This is a genomic window from Allobosea sp. TND4EK4 (assembly GCF_900156025.1).
Classification (GTDB): domain Bacteria; phylum Pseudomonadota; class Alphaproteobacteria; order Rhizobiales; family Beijerinckiaceae; genus Allobosea.
The window spans coordinates 47605-64137 of the sequence record NZ_FTMO01000011.1 but is presented as its reverse complement, the minus strand read 5'-3'; the positions used below and the strand labels follow the sequence as shown (position 1 = coordinate 64137).

Below are 16533 nucleotides of genomic sequence, written 5' to 3'. Positions count from 1 at the left end.
CATGGCCGAGCCGCTCGTCATCGTCGGCAAGGGCATGGCCGCGACGCGGCTGGTCGAGGAACTCGGCCAGCAGGCGCTCGGCCGCCATGCCATCGCGGTGATCGGCGAGGAGCCGCGGCTCGCCTATAATCGCATCCTGCTCTCCCCGTTTCTGGCGGGCGAGATCGCGGCGAACGACCTCGAGCTGAAGCCCGCCGCGTGGTGGCGGGCGCGCGGCGTCTCGACCTTCTACGGCAGGGCCGTCACGGCGATCGACCGGGCGGCCCGGACGGTGGCGCTCGCCGGCGGGCTCTGCCTGCCCTACGGCAAGCTGGTCCTCGCCACCGGCTCCAAGCCCGTCCGGCTCGCCTGTCCGGGGGCCGAGTTGCCCGGCATACAGACCTTCCGCGAGATGTCCGATGTCGGCGCGATGCGGCCGCAGGCCGAGCGGGGCGCCCGAATCGTCGTCATCGGAGGCGGGCTGCTCGGGCTGGAAGCCGCGACGGGACTCGCTCGGGCGGGCGGGCGCGTCACGCTCGTCCATCTCGCCGACCGGCTGATGGAGCGGCAGCTGGACGCCGAGGGTGCGGCGATGCTGGCGACCGCCATCGACTATCGCGGGGTCGAGATCCGCCTGAACAGCGCCACGGACCACTTCATCGGCACCGACAAGGTGGAAGGAGTGGTGCTGAGCGACGGCAGCGTCATCCCCGCCGAACTGGTCGTCGTCGCGATCGGTGTGCGCCCGAACGCCGATCTCGCCCGGGCGGCCGGGCTCTCTGTCGAGCGCGGCATCCTCGTCGACGACCGGCTCGCGACGGAAGACCCGGATATCTTCGGGCTCGGGGAGTGCATCCAGCATCGCGGTCAGGTCTATGGGCTGGTCGAACCGGCCTATGAGCAGGCCCGCGTGCTGGCCGCCGGTCTCGCCGGCAAAGACGCGCATTATGCGGGTTCGCTGCTGGCGACCAACCTCAAGGTCTCCGGCGTCGGCGTATTCTCCGCCGGCACCGTCGAGGCGGATGACGGGTGCGAGACCATCGTCCTGCGCGATCCCGATGCCGGGGTCTACCGCAAGTTCGTGCTGCGCGAGGGGCGCCTCGTCGGCTGCATCCTCGTCGGCGAGACCCAGGGCGCGCTGTTCTATCTGCGGCTCATCCGCTCGGGGCAGGACGTCTCCGCGCTGCGGACCGACCTGCCCTTCGGCGAGAGCTACTGCGTCCGGGAAGCTGCCTGATGCGGCACGACGCGCCCCTCGCCCCGACCGCGACCCGCACCACCTGCCCCTATTGCGGCGTCGGCTGCGGCGTGCTGGCGACGGCGGATGGCAAGGGCGGCGCCGCCGTCGCGGGCGACCCGGACCATCCTGCCAATCGCGGCCGGCTCTGCTCGAAGGGCTCGGCGCTGGGCGAAACGCTGGCACAGGGTCACCGTGTCCTGCACCCGCTCCGGCGGAACGCGGCTGGCGGCTACGACGCTGTGGGCTGGGACCAGGCGCTCGACGGGGCCGCCGAGGGGTTCAAGGCGGTCATCCGCGACAATGGACCGGAGGCCGTCGCCTTCTATCTCTCGGGACAACTCCTGACCGAGGACTACTACGTCGCCAACAAGCTGGCGAAAGGGTTCATCGGCACGCCGCATGTCGATACCAATTCGCGGCTCTGCATGGCCTCGACCGTCGCGGCGCAGCGGCGCGTCTTCGGCTCCGACACCGTGCCCGGGTCCTATGAGGACCTTGATGCCGCCGACCTGATCGTGCTGGTGGGATCGAACACCGCGTGGTGCCACCCCGTCCTGTTCCGGCGCATCCAGGAGAACCGGGCCGAGCGCGGGGCCAAGGTCGTGGTGATCGATCCGCGGGTCACCGCGACGGCCGAGGATGCCGATCTCGTTCTGCCCCTGAAGCCGGGCATGGACAGCGTGCTCTTCGCGGGGCTTCTCGTCCATCTCGCCGATCATGGCCTGATCGCGCGCGATTACATCGAGCGCCACGTCGCCGGCCTGGACGAGACGCTGGCGAATGCACGGGACATCGCCGGCAACAGCGCGGCGGTCGCCGCCCGCACCGGGCTGCCCGAGGATTCCGTCAAGGCCTTCTTCACGCTGTGGGGGCAGACGCCCGCCGTGGTCACGGCCTGGAGCCAGGGCGTCAACCAGTCGGCACAGGGTACCGACAAGGTCGCCGCCATCCTGCACTGCCACCTCGCCACGGCGCGGATCGGAAGGCCGGGCTGCGGACCGCTCTCGCTGACCGGCCAGCCCAATGCGATGGGCGGGCGCGAGGTCGGCGGCATGGCCAACACGCTCGCGGCCCATATGGGCTACACGCCTGCCGAAATCGAGCGCGTACAGCGCTTCTGGGGCGCGCCGGCCATGGCCCAGCGCGAGGGGCTGAAGGCCGTCGCGATGATGGAGGCGGTGGCCGATCGGCGCATCCGGGCCCTGTGGGTGATGGCGACCAATCCCGCCGTTTCCCTGCCGCGGGCCGACGCGGTCCGCGCCGCGCTTTCCGGGCTCGACCTCTTCGTCATCTCCGAGAACGTCCTCTCCAACGATACGCTCGCCGCGAAGCCGCATCTCATCCTTCCGGCCGCGGCCTGGGGTGAGAAGGACGGCACCGTCACCAATTCCGAACGTCGCATCTCACGCCAGCGCGCCTTCCTGCCGCTGCCGGGCGGGGTCAAGCCAGACTGGTGGATCGTCTGCGAGGTCGCCAAGCGCCTCGGCTTCAGCGACGCCTTCTCTTTCCGGGGGCCGCACGCGATCCACGCCGAGCACGCGGCGCTCTCCGCCTTCGAGAACGAGGGGACGCGGGACTTCGACATCGGCGCCCATGCCGGGCTGAGCCTTGCCGCCTATGACGCGCTGGCACCGGTGCAATGGCCTGTGCCATGGGACAGGCCGCAGGGCACGGCGCGGCTCTTCGCCGATGGCGGGTTCTTCACCGGCGATGGCCGGGCCCAGATGCAGGCGCTCGCCGAGCCCGCGCCGGCGAGCGCGACCGATGCGCGCTTCCCGCTTCGGCTCAACACCGGACGCGTGCGCGACCACTGGCATACCATGACCCGCACGGGGCTGAGTCCGCGGCTGAGCGCGCATACCGCGGAGCCCGCGGTCTCGGTCCATCCCGCCGACGCGTCCCGATACGGGTTGGTGGAAGCCAAGTTTGCCCGAATCGAGACGCGCGAAGGCCAGGCCATCCTCAAGGTGGCGACCGATACGGGCATTCCGGAAGGCTCGCTCTTCGCGCCGATCCATTGGTCCGCAGAAACGGCATCGGACGCCCGCATCGGCGCCGCGGTGCAGGCACTTGTCGATCCGTGCTCCGGCCAGCCCGAGTTGAAGGCCACCCCGGCCTCGATCGGCCCCGTCACCTTCACCTCGCAAGGCTTCGTGCTGTCGCGCGACGCCTTCCCGCTGCCGGAGGGGAGCTGGTGGGCGCGGCTTGCCGTCGAGGGCGGCGAAGGCCGGCTCTTCGCCACAAACGAGACGATCGCCTCGGCGATGGCCCTGGTCCGCGCCCGATTCGGAGAGGAGGGCCTGGTCGAGCTGATTGATCGGGAGGGTGGCGGTTATCGCTGCGCGGTGGTGCATCAGGGCCGGCTGCTGGCCGCGCTCTTCCTCGCGCCGACCGGCCGGGCGCCGCTCTGGGACACGGTCAAGGCCGTCTTCGCCGACCCCACTGCCGAGATCGGGCATCGCTTCGCCCTGCTGGCCGGCCGCGCCGCCAGCGGAACCGAACCCGGCCCGACGATTTGCGCCTGCTTCGGCGTCGGCCTCCATGCCATCCGCGCTGCCTTCGCGGCCGGCGCGACATCCGCCGAGGAGATCGGCCTCAGGCTGAAGGCCGGAACCAATTGCGGCTCCTGCCTGCCAGAGATCCGCCGCATCGGCGCGCGGGCGTTCAGCACGGAGGCCGCATGATTTCGTCAACCCTTCCCACCGCAGGAGAGACCGCATGAGCGCCGCCCTGAAGAAGGACACCGCTCCCGCTTGTGTCGTCACCCTGGCCGGAGCACCGGCCGGGGTCCCGGCTCCGAGCGTCCTGCAGATGCCTCACAAAAGCAAAAGCAAAAGCAGTTTCCGGCCGCCGCTGCGCGCCTGGCTTCGCTCCGCACTGTCCACCGTGGTGCCGCCCCTGATCACGGTCGCGCTGATCCTGCTGTTCTGGCAGCTCGCAGCGCATGGGCCGCAATCGGCCCTGCCCACGCCGACCAAGATCTGGGAGGAGGCCCGGGACCTGATCGTCGAGCCCTTCTTCTGGAACGGCTCGCAGGATATCGGCTTGGGCTGGCGCATCCTCGTCTCGCTCCAGCGCGTCGCGATCGGCTTCAGCCTGGCGGCCATCGTCGGCGTGCTGCTCGGCACCCTCGTCGGGCAGTCGGTCTGGGCGATGCGCGGGCTCGACCCGGTGTTCCAGGTGCTGCGGACGGTGCCGCCGCTGGCCTGGCTGCCGCTCTCGCTCGCCGCGTTCCGCGACAGCCAGCCATCGGCGATCTTCGTGATCTTCATCACCGCGATCTGGCCGGTGATCATCAACACCGCCGTCGGCATCCGCAACATCCCGCAGGACTATCGCAATGTCGCGCAGGTGCTGCGGCTGAACCAGGTCGAGTTCTTCTTCAAGGTCATGGTGCCTTCGGCGGCGCCCTACATCTTCACCGGCCTGCGCATCGGCGTCGGCCTGTCCTGGCTTGCCATCGTGGCGGCTGAGATGCTGACCGGCGGCGTCGGCATCGGCTTCTTCATCTGGGACGCCTGGAACTCCTCGCGCCTCTCCGACATCATCGTGGCGCTGGTCTATATCGGCGTGGTCGGCTTCCTGCTCGACCGCCTCGTCGCCCTCATCGGCCATGTCGTCACCCGCGGCACTGCGACGAACTGAGGAGCGCAAGGATGAGCTATCTCAAGATCGACCATGTCGACAAACGCTTCCAGCGCGGCAGCGTCTCCACCGAAGTCCTCAAGGACATCAACCTCGTCATCGAGAAGGGCGAGTTCGTCTCGATCATCGGCCATTCCGGCTGCGGGAAATCGACCCTGCTCAACATCGTCGCGGGGCTGACGCCGGTTTCGGCCGGGGCCGTGCTGCTGGAAGGCAAGGAGGTCAACGCGTCCGGGCCGGAGCGCGCGGTGGTGTTCCAGAACCACTCGCTGCTGCCCTGGCTCACCGTCTACGCCAATGTCGCGCTCGCGGTGAACAAGGTCTTCGGGGCCACGAGGAGCAAGGCCGAGCGGCATGACTGGATCATGCACAATCTCGATCTGGTGCAGATGGCCCATGCCAGGGACAAGCGCCCGGCGGAAATCTCCGGCGGCATGAAGCAGCGCGTCGGCATCGCGCGGGGGCTGGCGATGGAGCCCAAGATCCTGCTGCTGGACGAGCCCTTCGGCGCACTCGATGCGCTGACGCGCGCGCATCTGCAGGATTCCGTGATGCAGATCCACGCCGCGCTCGGCAACACCATGATCATGATCACCCATGATGTCGATGAGGCGGTGCTGCTCTCGGACCGCATCGTGATGATGACCAACGGCCCCTCCGCTCATATCGGCGAGGTTCTCGACGTCCGGCTCGCGCGGCCTCGCAAGCGACTCGAGCTGGTCTCCGACCGCACCTACATCGCCGCGCGCGAGGCGGTGCTGAAGTTCCTCTACGAGCGCCATCGCTTCGTCGAGGCGGCATGACGGACGGGCCTGTCATGAGCGACGACTTCACACCCGACCAGAAGCGCTATCTGGAAGGCTTCATGAGCGGCATGCAGTCCGCCCGCACGGCGCGCGGGCTCGCCCCGCTCGGCTCCGGCGCCGGCAGCGCGGCATCCGCGCCGGCCGGTCCGGACAAGGAGCATCTGGCGGCGCAGGCGCGGACGGTCGCGGCCGGCGGCAAACTCTCCGATCCCGAGAAATGGAAGGCGGCCGAGCATCCCTTCGACGCCTATGCCCGCTTCAAGACGCAGGCCGAGAGCGGCGCCTATCCGAAGCCGGACGACAATTTCCGCTGGCGCTATCATGGGCTGTTCTACGTCGCCCCGGCCCAGAACAGCTATATGTGCCGGCTTCGCATCCCCAACGGCATCCTGACACATTGGCAGTTTGCGGGCGTCGCCGATCTCGCCGAGCGGCTCGGCGGAGGCTACGCGCACGTCACCACCCGCGCCAACCTGCAGGTCCGCGAGATCACGGCCGAGAATGCGCCGGGCTTCATCGAGGGACTCAGCGATCTCGGGCTGACCGCCAAGGGCTCCGGCGCCGACAACATCCGCAATGTCACCGGGTCAGCGACCGCCGGCATCGACCCGCTCGAGCTGCTCGACACCCGCCCTCACGCCAGGGCCTGGCACCATCACATCCTCAACGACCGCTCCCTTTACGGGCTGCCGCGCAAATTCAACGTCGCCTTCGACGGTGCCGGCTCGATCGCGACGCTGGAGGACACCAACGATATCGGCTTTCAAGCGGTGGAGGTGATCGAAGGCGCGAGCTTCGAGGCCCAGCCGGTCGCGCCCGGCATCTGGTACAGGCTCGCGCTCGGCGGAATTACCGGCCACAAGGATCTGGCGCGGGACACCGGCGTGATCGTGGCACCCTCGGACGCCGTCGCGGTTGCGGACGCCGTCATCCGCATCTTCACGGCCAACGCCAACCGCGCCGACCGCAACAAGGCACGGCTGAAATACATCCTCGACGACTGGGGGTTCGACCGTTTCCTGACGGCCGTCGAAGAGAAGCTCGGCCGGAGGCTGGTCCGCATCGATGCCGCGTTTGTCGCGCCGCGCCCTGCCTACGACCGCCTCGCCCATGTCGGGGTGCACCGGCAGGCGCAGCCTGGATTGAACTGGATCGGCGTCGCGCTGCCGGTCGGCAAGCTCACCGTCGCGCAGATGCGCGTCATCGCCGCGATCGCCCGCGACTGCGGCGACGGCGATATCCGCCTCACCGTCTGGCAGAACCTGCTGATCTCTGGCGTACCGGATGCGCGCATCGACGACGTGCTGGCGAATCTGCAGGCGGCGGGGCTTTCCGCCGAAACCTCGGCGCTGCGCGCCGGGCTCATCGCCTGCACGGGCGCCACCGGGTGCAAATTCGCCGCCGCGCACACCAAGGAGGATGCACTCGCCATCGCCGCGCATTGCGAGCCGCGGATGACGCTGGAGCAGCCGGTCAACATCCACCTCACCGGCTGCCACAATTCCTGCGCGCAGCACTATATCGGCGATATCGGGCTGATCGGCGCCAAGGTGCCGGTGAACGAGGAGGGCGACACCGTCCCTGGCTACGACGTCTATGTCGGCGGCGGCTATGGCGTCGATGGCGGCATCGCCCGGGCATTTCGCGAGAAGATCAAGGCGGAGGAGGCGCCGGCTGTCGTCGAGGCGATCCTGCAAGTGTGGCAGGGGCATCGCGCTGCCCCCGAGGAGAGCTTCGTCGCCTTCGCGCGCCGCCACGACATCGAGGCGCTGCGGGCGCTGGTGGCGCAGACGGGAGAAGCGGCGTGACCGTCCAGTCGCCCACCCCCCTCGTCCAGGTCATCCCGGAAACCGCGCCGTTCAGCGAGGAGCAGCGCTCCTGGCTCAACGGCTTCTTCGCGGGGCTACTGGCGCTCGACAATGCCGGCGTCACGGCTCTGTCTCCTTCGGAGAACGCTGCGGTGATGAGCCAGGCGGAGGATGACGGGGCGCCCTGGCATGACCCCGCCATGGCGCTGCCCGAGCGGCAGAGGCTGGCCGCAGGCAAGCCATTGCCGCGCCGTCTCTTCGCCGCCATGGCCCAGCAGGATTGCGGGCAGTGCGGCTATGTCTGCGAAAGCTATTCCGCCGCGATCGCCTCCGGTGCCGAGCCACGACTGAATCTCTGCGCGCCTGGCGGCAAGGAGACGCTGCGGGCCGTCAAGGCCCTCGTGGAGGAGACCGGCGCGACGCCTGCGGCCGCCGCCGATGCCCGGCCGGCTTCCGCGGAGCTGGGCCCGCCCGGCCGCTGCCGCGAGAACCCGGCCCTCGCCACCTTCCTCTCCCGGCGCAAGCTGAACGGCCCCGGCTCGGAGAAGGAGACCTGGCATGTCGAGTTCGATCTCTCGGAATGTGGACTCGATTACGTCGTCGGCGACGCCTTCGGCATCGTGCCGCAGAACGATCTACGGCTCGTGGATGCGGTCATCGCCCTGCTGGGCGCGAGGCCCGGTGCCGATATCGGCGGCAGGACGCTGCGCGAGCGCCTTCTGACCGACCACGCGCTGGGTCCGGCACCCGACGCCCTGTTCCAGCTCATCTCCTATGTCACGGGCGGGCAGACGCGGGCCAAGGCCCGCCTGCTCGCCGCGGGCGAGGACCCCGACGGCGATCTCGACCGGCTCGACGTGCTCGGCGCGCTGCATAAATTCGGGCAGGCGCGTCTCTCGCCGGAAGCCTTCGTCGAAGCGCTCGATCCCCTGCAGCCGCGGCTCTACTCGATCTCGTCCTCTCATGTCGCGACGCCGGGGCGGGTTTCGCTGACGGTGGACGCGGTCCGCTACCGCATCGGCACGCGTCCGCGCTGGGGCGTCGCCTCGACCTTCCTCGCCGAGCGTGTCCAGCCCGGCGAGGCGGTGCCGGTCTATGTCCAGCGCGCGCATGGCTTCGGCCTGCCGGACAATCCGGAGACGCCGGTGATCATGTGCGGGCCGGGCACCGGCATCGCCCCGTTCCGGGCATTCCTGCACGATCGCCGGGCGACGAAGGCTCCGGGCCGCAACTGGCTGTTCTTCGGCCACCAGCGCCGGACCAGCGACTTCTTCTACGAGGACGAACTGGACGCCATGAAGCAGGAGGGCGTCCTGACCCATCTCACGCTCGCCTGGTCGCGCGACGGCAGGGAGAAAATCTACGTCCAGGACCGCATGCGCGAGCGCGGGACCGAGCTCTTCGGCTGGCTGGAGCAGGGCGCGCATTTCTATATCTGCGGCGATGCCAAGCGCATGGCGAAGGATGTGGAACTCGCACTGGTGGATGTCGTCGCTGCGCATGGCGGGTATTCGGCCGAGCAGGCGCTGGCTTATGTCGCGGGTCTGAAGAAGGCGGGGCGCTACCAGGCCGACGTCTATTGATCGCGTTGGCGAAGGAGCGACGCAGGACGACGGGCGGCCGGAACGAGAGGCCTTATCACCGCTTCAATACGCTCTCCAACGCCTTGGCCGCCTCGGTGATGTCCTCCTGCAGCGCCACCTTCGCCGCCAGGCGATCCCCACTGCGCAAGGCGTCCCGGATTGCCTTGTGGTCCTCGTTGGCCCGCGACCAGTTCTCGGTTTCCTTGAGCAGATTGATATAGGGGCCGATCTGCAGCCAGAGCGATTCGATGATCGCCATCAGCGCCGGCGAGCCCGCGGCCTTGTAGATCGTGAAGTGGAAATCGCGGTTTGCCGGGACATAGCGAGCCCGGTCCTTTACCGCCTTGGCGGCCTCCATGATCGCGATCAGATCGTCGAGATGGCGCAGATCCGCAGGCGTGATCGCGGCCGCGGCCCATTCGGTCGCCATGCCCTCGATCTCGCACCGGACCCGCCGGAGATCCTCCAGCCGCGCGGCACTCAGCGTCGGGATGCCGACCGAGCGCCCCGCCACAACTTTCAGTGCCTTTTCGGCGACGAGCCGGTGCATCGCCTCGCGCACCGGCATGGCGCTGACGCCGAAGGCCTCTGACAGGCTGCTGACGGTCACGGTGCGACCCGGCTCGATGTCGCCATTCAGGATCATCTCCCGGATCCGGCCGTAGACGTTCTCCTGGATGGTCGCGCGGGAGATCGGCGAATAGGGCAGCTCCTGAGGGCGCACGAGGCTCATCGTCTTGAAATCCAAGGTGTTCGTTCGCCCGGACCATAGCGAGGACCGGATCGAACTCAAATCGGCATTGCCTTGATATCTGATTTGTGATCTTTGATCAAAATAATGAGGCATCGCCAGAGATGCCCTGCCGATTGAACAGCGCAGCGTCTGGGAGGACGTCCATCATGAAGAAGAAGCACCTCATCGCGGCAGCCGCCGCGCTAGCTTTGTCGGCGACAGCGGGCGTCGCGACCGCCCAGACCCAAGCCAAGCACAAGATCTTCCTGTCGATGAGCTTCATCGGCAACGATTGGCAGGGCGAAGCCGCCAACATGATCAAGGCGATGGCCGCGTCGAAGACGATGGCCGACAAGGTCGACCTGCAGGTGCAGGTTGCCGGCCCCAACGCCCAGCGCCAGATTCAGCAGATCAACGCCATGGTCCAGGCCGGCGCCAAGGCGATCATCGTCTTCCCGATCTCGCCGACGGCCCTCAACTCCGCGGTCAAGAACGCCTGCGAAAAGGGGGTGACTGTCATCGCCTATGACGGCGAGATCACCGAGCCCTGCGCCTACAACGTCGCGATCGACCAGGAGGAGGCCGGCCGCGTCACCGCCGAATGGCTGGTCAAGAAGCTGAACGGAAAGGGCAACATCGTCGCCATCACCGGCGTGCCGGGCACCTCGGTCGATACGCTGCGGACCAAGGCGGCCAAGGAGGTCTTCGCCAAGCATCCCGACATCAAGATCGTCAACGAGGCGGTCGGCATGTGGAGCCAGGCCGTCGCCCGCACCGAGCTGTCGAAGATCCTGGCCACCCGCAAATGGGACCAGATCGACGGGCTGTGGATGCAGGTCGGCTGCTACACCGCCAACACGATGCAGATCGAGGCCGGCATCGCCGAAGACAAGCTGAAGCCCTGCGCGGGCGAAGGCGCCAATGGCGGGCGCGTGCAGATGCTGCCGACGGGCACCGAGGTCGAGGGCGCCAACGGCACCTACAAGCCGATGGCCGCGCCGCGCATCTCCTATGCCTCGCCGCCCTATTCCGGCGCGCTGGCGCTGAAGCTCGCCGTCGCCAAGCTCGAAGGCAAGGAGGTGGCGAAGAAGACCGTGCTGCCGCTGCCGGTCGTCACCAACGAGACGATCAAGCTCTGCCAGGAAGGCAGCTGGGCGGAGATGAAGGCCGGCTGCAACGCCTTCAAGCCGTCGATCGTCACCAACCCGGGCTGGTTCGCCTCGATCTTCTCGAACGAGACCCCCGAGATCGGCCTGAACGCGGCGCTGGTCGGCCAGCCCGAGAACTGATGGCCTTGGCCGGGCGGCCACCAGGCCGCCCGGCTTCCTTACCCCGATAATGCAGGAAGGACGGCAAACCGTGCTTCAGCGCGAGATTTCCAGCGGCGGCGCGCGCGTCGCGGTCGCCGCTCGCGACCTCCGCAAGGTCTATGGCGCAACGATCGCCCTGAACGATGTCAGCTTCGACATCCTCGCGGGCGACACCCATGCGCTGCTGGGCGAGAACGGCGCCGGCAAGTCGACATTGGTCAAGCTGCTCTCCGGGCTGGTGCGGCCGACGACCGGCGGCTTCGACATCTTCGGTGCGCGCGCCGAACTGCATTCCCCCGCGGCGTCCCACGGCCACGGCATCCACACCGCCTTCCAGGAGCTCAGCCTCGTTCGCGACCTGAGCGTGCTCGACAACATGCTGCTGCCGGCGCCGCCGCGCGGACCGCTCGGCCTGATCCGGCGGACCGAGGCGCGCCGCGCGGTCGAGGCCCATCTCGTCGCGCTGGGGCTCGGCACAATCGACCCGCGCTCGGAAATCCGCGACCTGGACCTCAACGAACGCCAGAAGATCGAGATCGCCCGCGCCCTCTTCCGCAAGCCGCGCATCCTGCTCCTCGACGAGCCGACCTCGACCTTGTCGGGCAGCGACATCGACTGGCTCGGCGAGATCATCGCGCGGAGCAAGGCGCAGGGCGTCACCACCGTCTTCATCTCGCATCGCATGCGGGAGGTCCGCGCCTTCTGCGACCGGGTCACCGTGCTGCGCGGCGGCAAGCTCATCGCGACGCGTCCGCTCGCCGAGGTCGGGGACGAGGAGCTGATCGGGCTGATCGCCGGTGGCAGCGGCGGCCACTCGTTTCCGCCGCGCCCGCCGCGCAGCCTCCTGTCCGACACCGCAGTGCTGTCGACCCGCGGGCTTTCGGTCGGCGACCGGCTCGACAAGCTGGACCTGAACCTTCGCCAGGGCGAAATCCTTGGCGTCGCCGGGCTCCAGGGCATGGGCCAGCTCGAATTGTTCTCCGCGCTCTTCGGCACGGCCGAGAGCGAAGGCGATATCCGTATCGACGGGCACCCCGTCAGCCTGACCTCGCCGCGCGACGCCCTCGATGCACGCATCGGCATCGGGCTCGTCCCGGAAGACCGCAAGACCGAGGCGCTCTTCCTCAAGCTCGACGGGCGCCGCAATGTCTCGCTGCCGGTGATCGAGCGCTACAGCCGCTTCGGCTTCGTCGACCAGGAGCGCGAGGAGGGCGCCGTCGCCCGCGTCATGGCCCGGCTCAACGTGCAGCTGCGTGCCTTGTGGACGCCCGTGAAGGCGTTCTCCGGCGGCAACCAGCAGAAGATCGCCGTGGCGAAATGGCTGTTCGCCGAGAGCCGCATCCTGCTGCTGTTCGACCCGACGCGCGGCATCGATGTCGGCACCAAGAACGAAATCTATGCGCTGATGCGGGAATTCACCGCTGCCGGCGGCTCGATCCTGTTCCATTCGACCGAGACGGCCGAACTCGACCATCTTTGCGACCGGGTGCTCGTGCTCTATCGCGGCGGGCTGGCGGCAAGCCTCGACGGCGACGCAATCTCCGAGGATGCGATCCTGCGCGCGATGCTCGGCGGCGGATCGGCCGTGATCGCCGACGAGCCGGCTCTCGCCTTGGAGGCCGCGCGATGAATGCCCTTGCCGCAACCGCGCCTCGCACCGCGCCATCCTCTCGCGTCCGGAGCTGGCCGGACCGGCTGCGCGGGCCGCTGATCGCGGTCGGCGTCTTCCTGATCTGCCTCGGCCTCGTGCGCTGGCTGAGCGGCGGCACGCTCGGATACTATGAAATCGGCACGCTCGCCGCCGGCGGCGCAACGCTCGCCATCGCCGCGAGCGGCCAGACCATCGTGGTGCTGACGGGCGGATTCGACCTGTCTGCCGCCGCCGTGATCTCGCTGGTCAACGTCTCGCTCGCCGGCCAGATGCAGGACAGCCCGGGCTCGATCGCGCTGTGGGTCGTGCTCGGCATCGGGATCGGCGCCGCGACCGGCGCCTTCAACGGGCTGTTCATCGCCGGGCTGAGGCTGCAGCCGATCGTGGTGACGCTCGCCACCATGTTCATCCTTCAGGGCGTCACGCTCCTCGTGATGGACAAGCCCGGCGGCGAGATTCCATCCGGCTTCGCGCAGGCGCTGACGGGCGATGCCGTGCCGGGCCTGCTGCCGATGCCGGTGCTGCTGCTCGCCCTTCTGATCGCGCTCTGGGTCGCGCTCAAGAACACATTGTTCGGCAAGGCCCTGCCGGCGCTTGGCTCCGACCGGGAGGCGGCACGCGCCGCCGGCCTCAGCGTCCGGCTGCACGAGTTCTTCGCCTACGTGCTGGCCGGCGGGCTCTACGGGCTGGCGGGTGTCTTCATCAGCGCGCAGACCGGCTCGGGCGACCCGCTGGTCGGCAACCCGATGCTGCTGCAGATGTTCGCGGCGGTGGTGCTCGGCGGCACGGTGCTGGGCGGCGGGCGCGGCGGCATCGTCGGCACGATCTTCGGCGCCTATGTGCTGATGCTCGTCGTCAACATCCTGCTGGTGCTCAACGTGCCGGCTTTCTACTCCTCGGTGGTCGAGGGGCTGATCCTGGTGCTGGCGGTGCTTGCCTCCTCGCTCGCCCGCGATTCCGTTCTGTTGCGGACGTTACGGCAGGTGGTCGCCCGCTCCGCCGCCCGCAGCGCCGGCCGGCTGCCGCGCCAGCTCGACCTGCCGCCGGCGCGCGTGGCCCTGCCGATGACGGATCCGACCGTCGAACGCCCGGTCTGGTGGCGCCGCCATGCGGAGGCGCTGCGCAATGGCCTGCCGGCCTATCTCTGCTTCGTCGCCGTGCTGGTCGTCACCCAATTCGTGCTCGGCAATACCATCCTGTCCTGGCCCTATTACGACTCGCTGGTCGTGCTGGGCTGCTTCCTCGCCATCCTCGCGCTCGGCCAGGGCGCGGTGATCCTGACCGGCGGGCTCGACCTCTCCCTGCCCTGGACGATCGGCCTGTGCGGCATCCTCTGCGCCGGGCTGCTCTCCGGCTCGGATGCGGCGCTGGCCTATGCCGTGCCGGCGGTGCTGGCGGTGGGCGCCCTGATCGGTCTCGTCAACGGCCTCGGCATCGTGGCGCTGGGACTCTCGCCGATCGTCATGACGCTGGCGATGAACGGCATCCTGCAGGGCGCGGCGCTGGTCTATTCGGGCGGAACACCGAGCGGCTTTGCCTCCCCCGCCTTGCGCTGGCTGATGACGGCGAAGGTCTTCGGCGTCACGCCCATCGTGCCCTTCGTCGCGCTCTTCGCTGCCGGCGCAGCGATCCTGCTCGGCCGCACGGTTTTCGGCCGGCGCGTCTATGCCATCGGCAATGGCGAGCGGCCGGCGGAACTCTCCGGTGTCCCGGTCAAGGCGACGCTGGTCAAGGTCTACATGCTGTCGGGCCTCTGCGCGGCGGTGGTCGGCATCCTGCTCTCCGGCTTCTCCGGGCAGGCGAGCCTCGGCATGGGCGACGACTACCTGCTGCCCTCCATCGCGGTCGTGGTGGTCGGCGGCGCGCTCATCACCGGCGGGCGCGGCTCCTATCTCGGCATGCTCGGCGGCGTGCTGCTGCTCACCGCGCTCCAGACCCTGCTCGCCGGAACCACCCTGCCCTATGCCACCCGCGCCATCCTTTACGGCGTGGTGGTGCTCGGCGCCGTCGTGGCGCTGCGCGAACGCTCGCATTGAGGAGACGACAAACGATGCCCGCACTTGCGCTCAAGCCCGGCCTGCGCGTCGTCGTCACGGCCGGCGCCTCCGGCATCGGCCGCGCCATCGCCGATCTGCTGATCGAGAACGGCGCACGCGTCCATATCTGCGACATCGATGAAGGCCATCTCGCCGATTTTCGCGCCGCCTATCCCGGCCATGGCGCGACCCGCTGCAACGTCGCCGATGACGATGACGTGGCGCGCCTGTTCGACGATGCGAAGGAGGCACTCGGCGGCCTCGATGCGCTGATCAACAATGCCGGCATCGCCGGGCCGACCGGCGGCGTCGACGAGATCGACCCGGCTGATTGGCGCCGCACCATCGATATCTGCCTGACCGGCCAGTTCCTCTGCACGCGGCTCGCGGTGCCGATGCTGAAAGCCGCCGGCGGCGGGGCTATCGTCAACATGTCCTCCTCGGCCGGGCGTTTCGGCTATGCCTTCCGCACACCCTATTCGGCCGCGAAATGGGGCATCATCGGGCTCACGCAGTCGCTCGCCAAGGAGCTCGGCCCCTCCAATATCCGCGTCAACGCGATCCTGCCCGGCATCATCAAGGGCCCGCGCATGGACGGGGTGATCCGCGCGCGGGCCGAGCAGGTCGGCGTCTCCTTCGAGGAGATGCGCGAGCAATATCTCCAGCGCATCTCGCTGCGACGCATGACCGAGGCAGAGGACGTCGCGGCGATGACGCTCTTCCTGCTGACGCCGGCCGGCGAGAACCTCTCCGGCCAGTCCTTCCCCGTCGACGGCAATCTGGAGTCGCTGTGATGCGGACGAGCATCGTCGGATCGGGCCTGATCGGTCGCTCCTGGGCGATCAGCTTCGCCCGTGCCGGGCATGAGGTCCGGCTCTGGGACCGAGACCGGCAGGCGCCGCATGCGGCTGTCGAGTTTGCCGCCTCCGTGCTGCCGGAGCTGGCCGCAAACGGCCTGCTCGACAGCCAGGAGCCGGCCGAGGTGCTGGCGCGGCTGAAGCCCGTCGAGGCGTTGGATGAAGCGCTTGCAGGTGCGATTCACGTGCAGGAGAGCACGGCGGAGATCGTCGAGAGCAAGCGCGCGGTCTTCGCCGATCTCGACCGACTGGCGCCGCCGGAAGCGGTCATCGCCAGCTCGACCTCCGCGATCCTGCCCTCGCGCTTCATGGAGCATGTCGCAGGCCGCGCGCGCTGCCTCGTCTGCCACCCGATCAACCCGCCCTATCTCGTGCCCGCCGTCGAAGTCTGCCCCTCGCCCTGGACGGCGCCCGAAACCGTCGAGAAGGCCGCCGCCTTCATGCGAGCCTGCGGCCAGCAGCCACTCGTGATGAAGCGCGAGATCGACGGCTTCATCATGAACCGCATGCAGGGCGCGCTGCTCGACGAGGCCTTCCGGCTCGTCGCGGACGGCATCGCCGACGTCGAGGATGTCGATATCGGCATCCGCGAGGGCCTGGCTCTGCGCTGGTCCTTCATCGGCCCCTTCGAGACGATCGACCTCAATGCGCCCGGCGGCGTCCGCGACTATGCGCAGCGCTACCAGCACATCTACAGCGGCATCGCCGAAGAGCTCGCCGGCCGACGCGCCGAGTGGACCGGGCCGCTGATGGATTCTGTCGAAAACCAGCGCACCGCCCGCCTTCCGCGAGAAGATCTCGCCCAGCGCCAGGTCTGGCGGGACCGGCGCCTGATGGCGCTCGCCGCCCATAAGCGCGCCGCCGCGCGCGACATCGGAGAATAGG

12 protein-coding genes are annotated in these 16533 nt (G+C 68.8%); 11 read left to right on the top strand and 1 reads right to left on the bottom strand.

The window, feature by feature from the left end; genetic code table 11:
* Position 1 precedes the first annotated feature (1 nt).
* Genes BW981_RS16325 through BW981_RS16300 form a run of 6 tightly spaced genes read left to right on the top strand, consistent with a single transcriptional unit; the run spans position 2 to position 9061 of the window.
* A complete protein-coding gene (locus tag BW981_RS16325) occupies positions 2 to 1216 on the top strand; it encodes an NAD(P)/FAD-dependent oxidoreductase (RefSeq protein WP_076441120.1) in 1215 nt (404 codons plus the stop codon).
* Complete coding sequence (locus BW981_RS16320; RefSeq protein WP_076441118.1) at positions 1216 to 3903, top strand: nitrate reductase; 2688 nt, start codon at positions 1216 to 1218, stop codon at positions 3901 to 3903. Before BW981_RS16325 ends, BW981_RS16320 begins: the two co-directional genes overlap by 1 nt.
* Before the next feature lie 34 nt (positions 3904 to 3937).
* Positions 3938 to 4864: a nitrate ABC transporter permease gene (gene ntrB / locus BW981_RS16315; protein ID WP_076441116.1), complete on the top strand. Its 927-nt coding sequence runs from the start codon at positions 3938 to 3940 to the stop codon at positions 4862 to 4864.
* A gap of 11 nt (positions 4865 to 4875) precedes the next feature.
* Positions 4876 to 5667: an ABC transporter ATP-binding protein gene (locus BW981_RS16310; protein ID WP_076441114.1), complete on the top strand. Its 792-nt coding sequence runs from the start codon at positions 4876 to 4878 to the stop codon at positions 5665 to 5667.
* Between the two features lie 14 nt (positions 5668 to 5681).
* On the top strand, positions 5682 to 7478 hold the full coding sequence (locus BW981_RS16305; RefSeq protein WP_076441188.1) for a NirA family protein: 1797 nt from the start codon (positions 5682 to 5684) through the stop codon (positions 7476 to 7478).
* Positions 7475 to 9061, top strand: coding sequence for a sulfite reductase subunit alpha (locus BW981_RS16300; protein ID WP_076441112.1), 1587 nt, complete (start codon positions 7475 to 7477; stop codon positions 9059 to 9061). Before BW981_RS16305 ends, BW981_RS16300 begins: the two co-directional genes overlap by 4 nt.
* 55 nt (positions 9062 to 9116) lie before the next feature.
* Here the strand turns inward: BW981_RS16300 and BW981_RS16295 are convergent, their stop codons facing one another.
* Entirely contained in the window at positions 9117 to 9794 is a 678-nt protein-coding gene (locus BW981_RS16295; RefSeq protein ID WP_076441186.1) for a GntR family transcriptional regulator, read from the bottom strand.
* Between the two features lie 167 nt (positions 9795 to 9961).
* On the opposite strand from BW981_RS16295, the gene BW981_RS16290 reads away from it, so the two are divergent.
* The 5 genes from BW981_RS16290 to BW981_RS16270 all read left to right on the top strand — a co-directional run bounded on the left by BW981_RS16290 (position 9962) and on the right by BW981_RS16270 (position 16532).
* A complete protein-coding gene (locus tag BW981_RS16290; RefSeq protein WP_076441110.1) occupies positions 9962 to 11083 on the top strand; it encodes a sugar ABC transporter substrate-binding protein in 1122 nt (373 codons plus the stop codon).
* Positions 11084 to 11153: 70 nt separating this feature from the next.
* Entirely contained in the window at positions 11154 to 12734 is a 1581-nt protein-coding gene (locus tag BW981_RS16285) for a sugar ABC transporter ATP-binding protein (RefSeq protein WP_244560351.1), read from the top strand.
* The gene (locus BW981_RS16280; RefSeq protein ID WP_076441106.1) at positions 12731 to 14791 is read left to right on the top strand and encodes an ABC transporter permease; all 2061 of its coding nucleotides are present in this window, start codon (positions 12731 to 12733) and stop codon (positions 14789 to 14791) included. Before BW981_RS16285 ends, BW981_RS16280 begins: the two co-directional genes overlap by 4 nt.
* 14 nt (positions 14792 to 14805) lie before the next feature.
* Positions 14806 to 15585, top strand: coding sequence for an SDR family oxidoreductase (locus tag BW981_RS16275; RefSeq protein WP_076441104.1), 780 nt, complete (start codon positions 14806 to 14808; stop codon positions 15583 to 15585).
* A complete protein-coding gene (locus tag BW981_RS16270; RefSeq protein ID WP_076441102.1) occupies positions 15582 to 16532 on the top strand; it encodes a 3-hydroxyacyl-CoA dehydrogenase in 951 nt (316 codons plus the stop codon). Before BW981_RS16275 ends, BW981_RS16270 begins: the two co-directional genes overlap by 4 nt.
* Position 16533 lies beyond the last annotated feature (1 nt).

Bases quoted from the DNA above. Each gene is read 5' to 3' on its own strand.
- BW981_RS16325 (WP_076441120.1), top strand. From the start codon at position 2: ATGGCCGAGCCGCTCGTCATCGTCGGCAAGGGCATGGCCGCGACGCGG.
- BW981_RS16320 (WP_076441118.1), top strand. From the start codon at position 1,216: ATGCGGCACGACGCGCCCCTCGCCCCGACCGCGACCCGCACCACCTGC.
- ntrB (WP_076441116.1), top strand. From the start codon at position 3,938: ATGAGCGCCGCCCTGAAGAAGGACACCGCTCCCGCTTGTGTCGTCACC.
- BW981_RS16310 (WP_076441114.1), top strand. From the start codon at position 4,876: ATGAGCTATCTCAAGATCGACCATGTCGACAAACGCTTCCAGCGCGGC.
- BW981_RS16305 (WP_076441188.1), top strand. From the start codon at position 5,682: ATGAGCGACGACTTCACACCCGACCAGAAGCGCTATCTGGAAGGCTTC.
- BW981_RS16295 (WP_076441186.1), bottom strand. From the start codon at position 9,794: ATGAGCCTCGTGCGCCCTCAGGAGCTGCCCTATTCGCCGATCTCCCGC.
- BW981_RS16290 (WP_076441110.1), top strand. From the start codon at position 9,962: ATGAAGAAGAAGCACCTCATCGCGGCAGCCGCCGCGCTAGCTTTGTCG.
- BW981_RS16280 (WP_076441106.1), top strand. From the start codon at position 12,731: ATGAATGCCCTTGCCGCAACCGCGCCTCGCACCGCGCCATCCTCTCGC.
- BW981_RS16275 (WP_076441104.1), top strand. From the start codon at position 14,806: ATGCCCGCACTTGCGCTCAAGCCCGGCCTGCGCGTCGTCGTCACGGCC.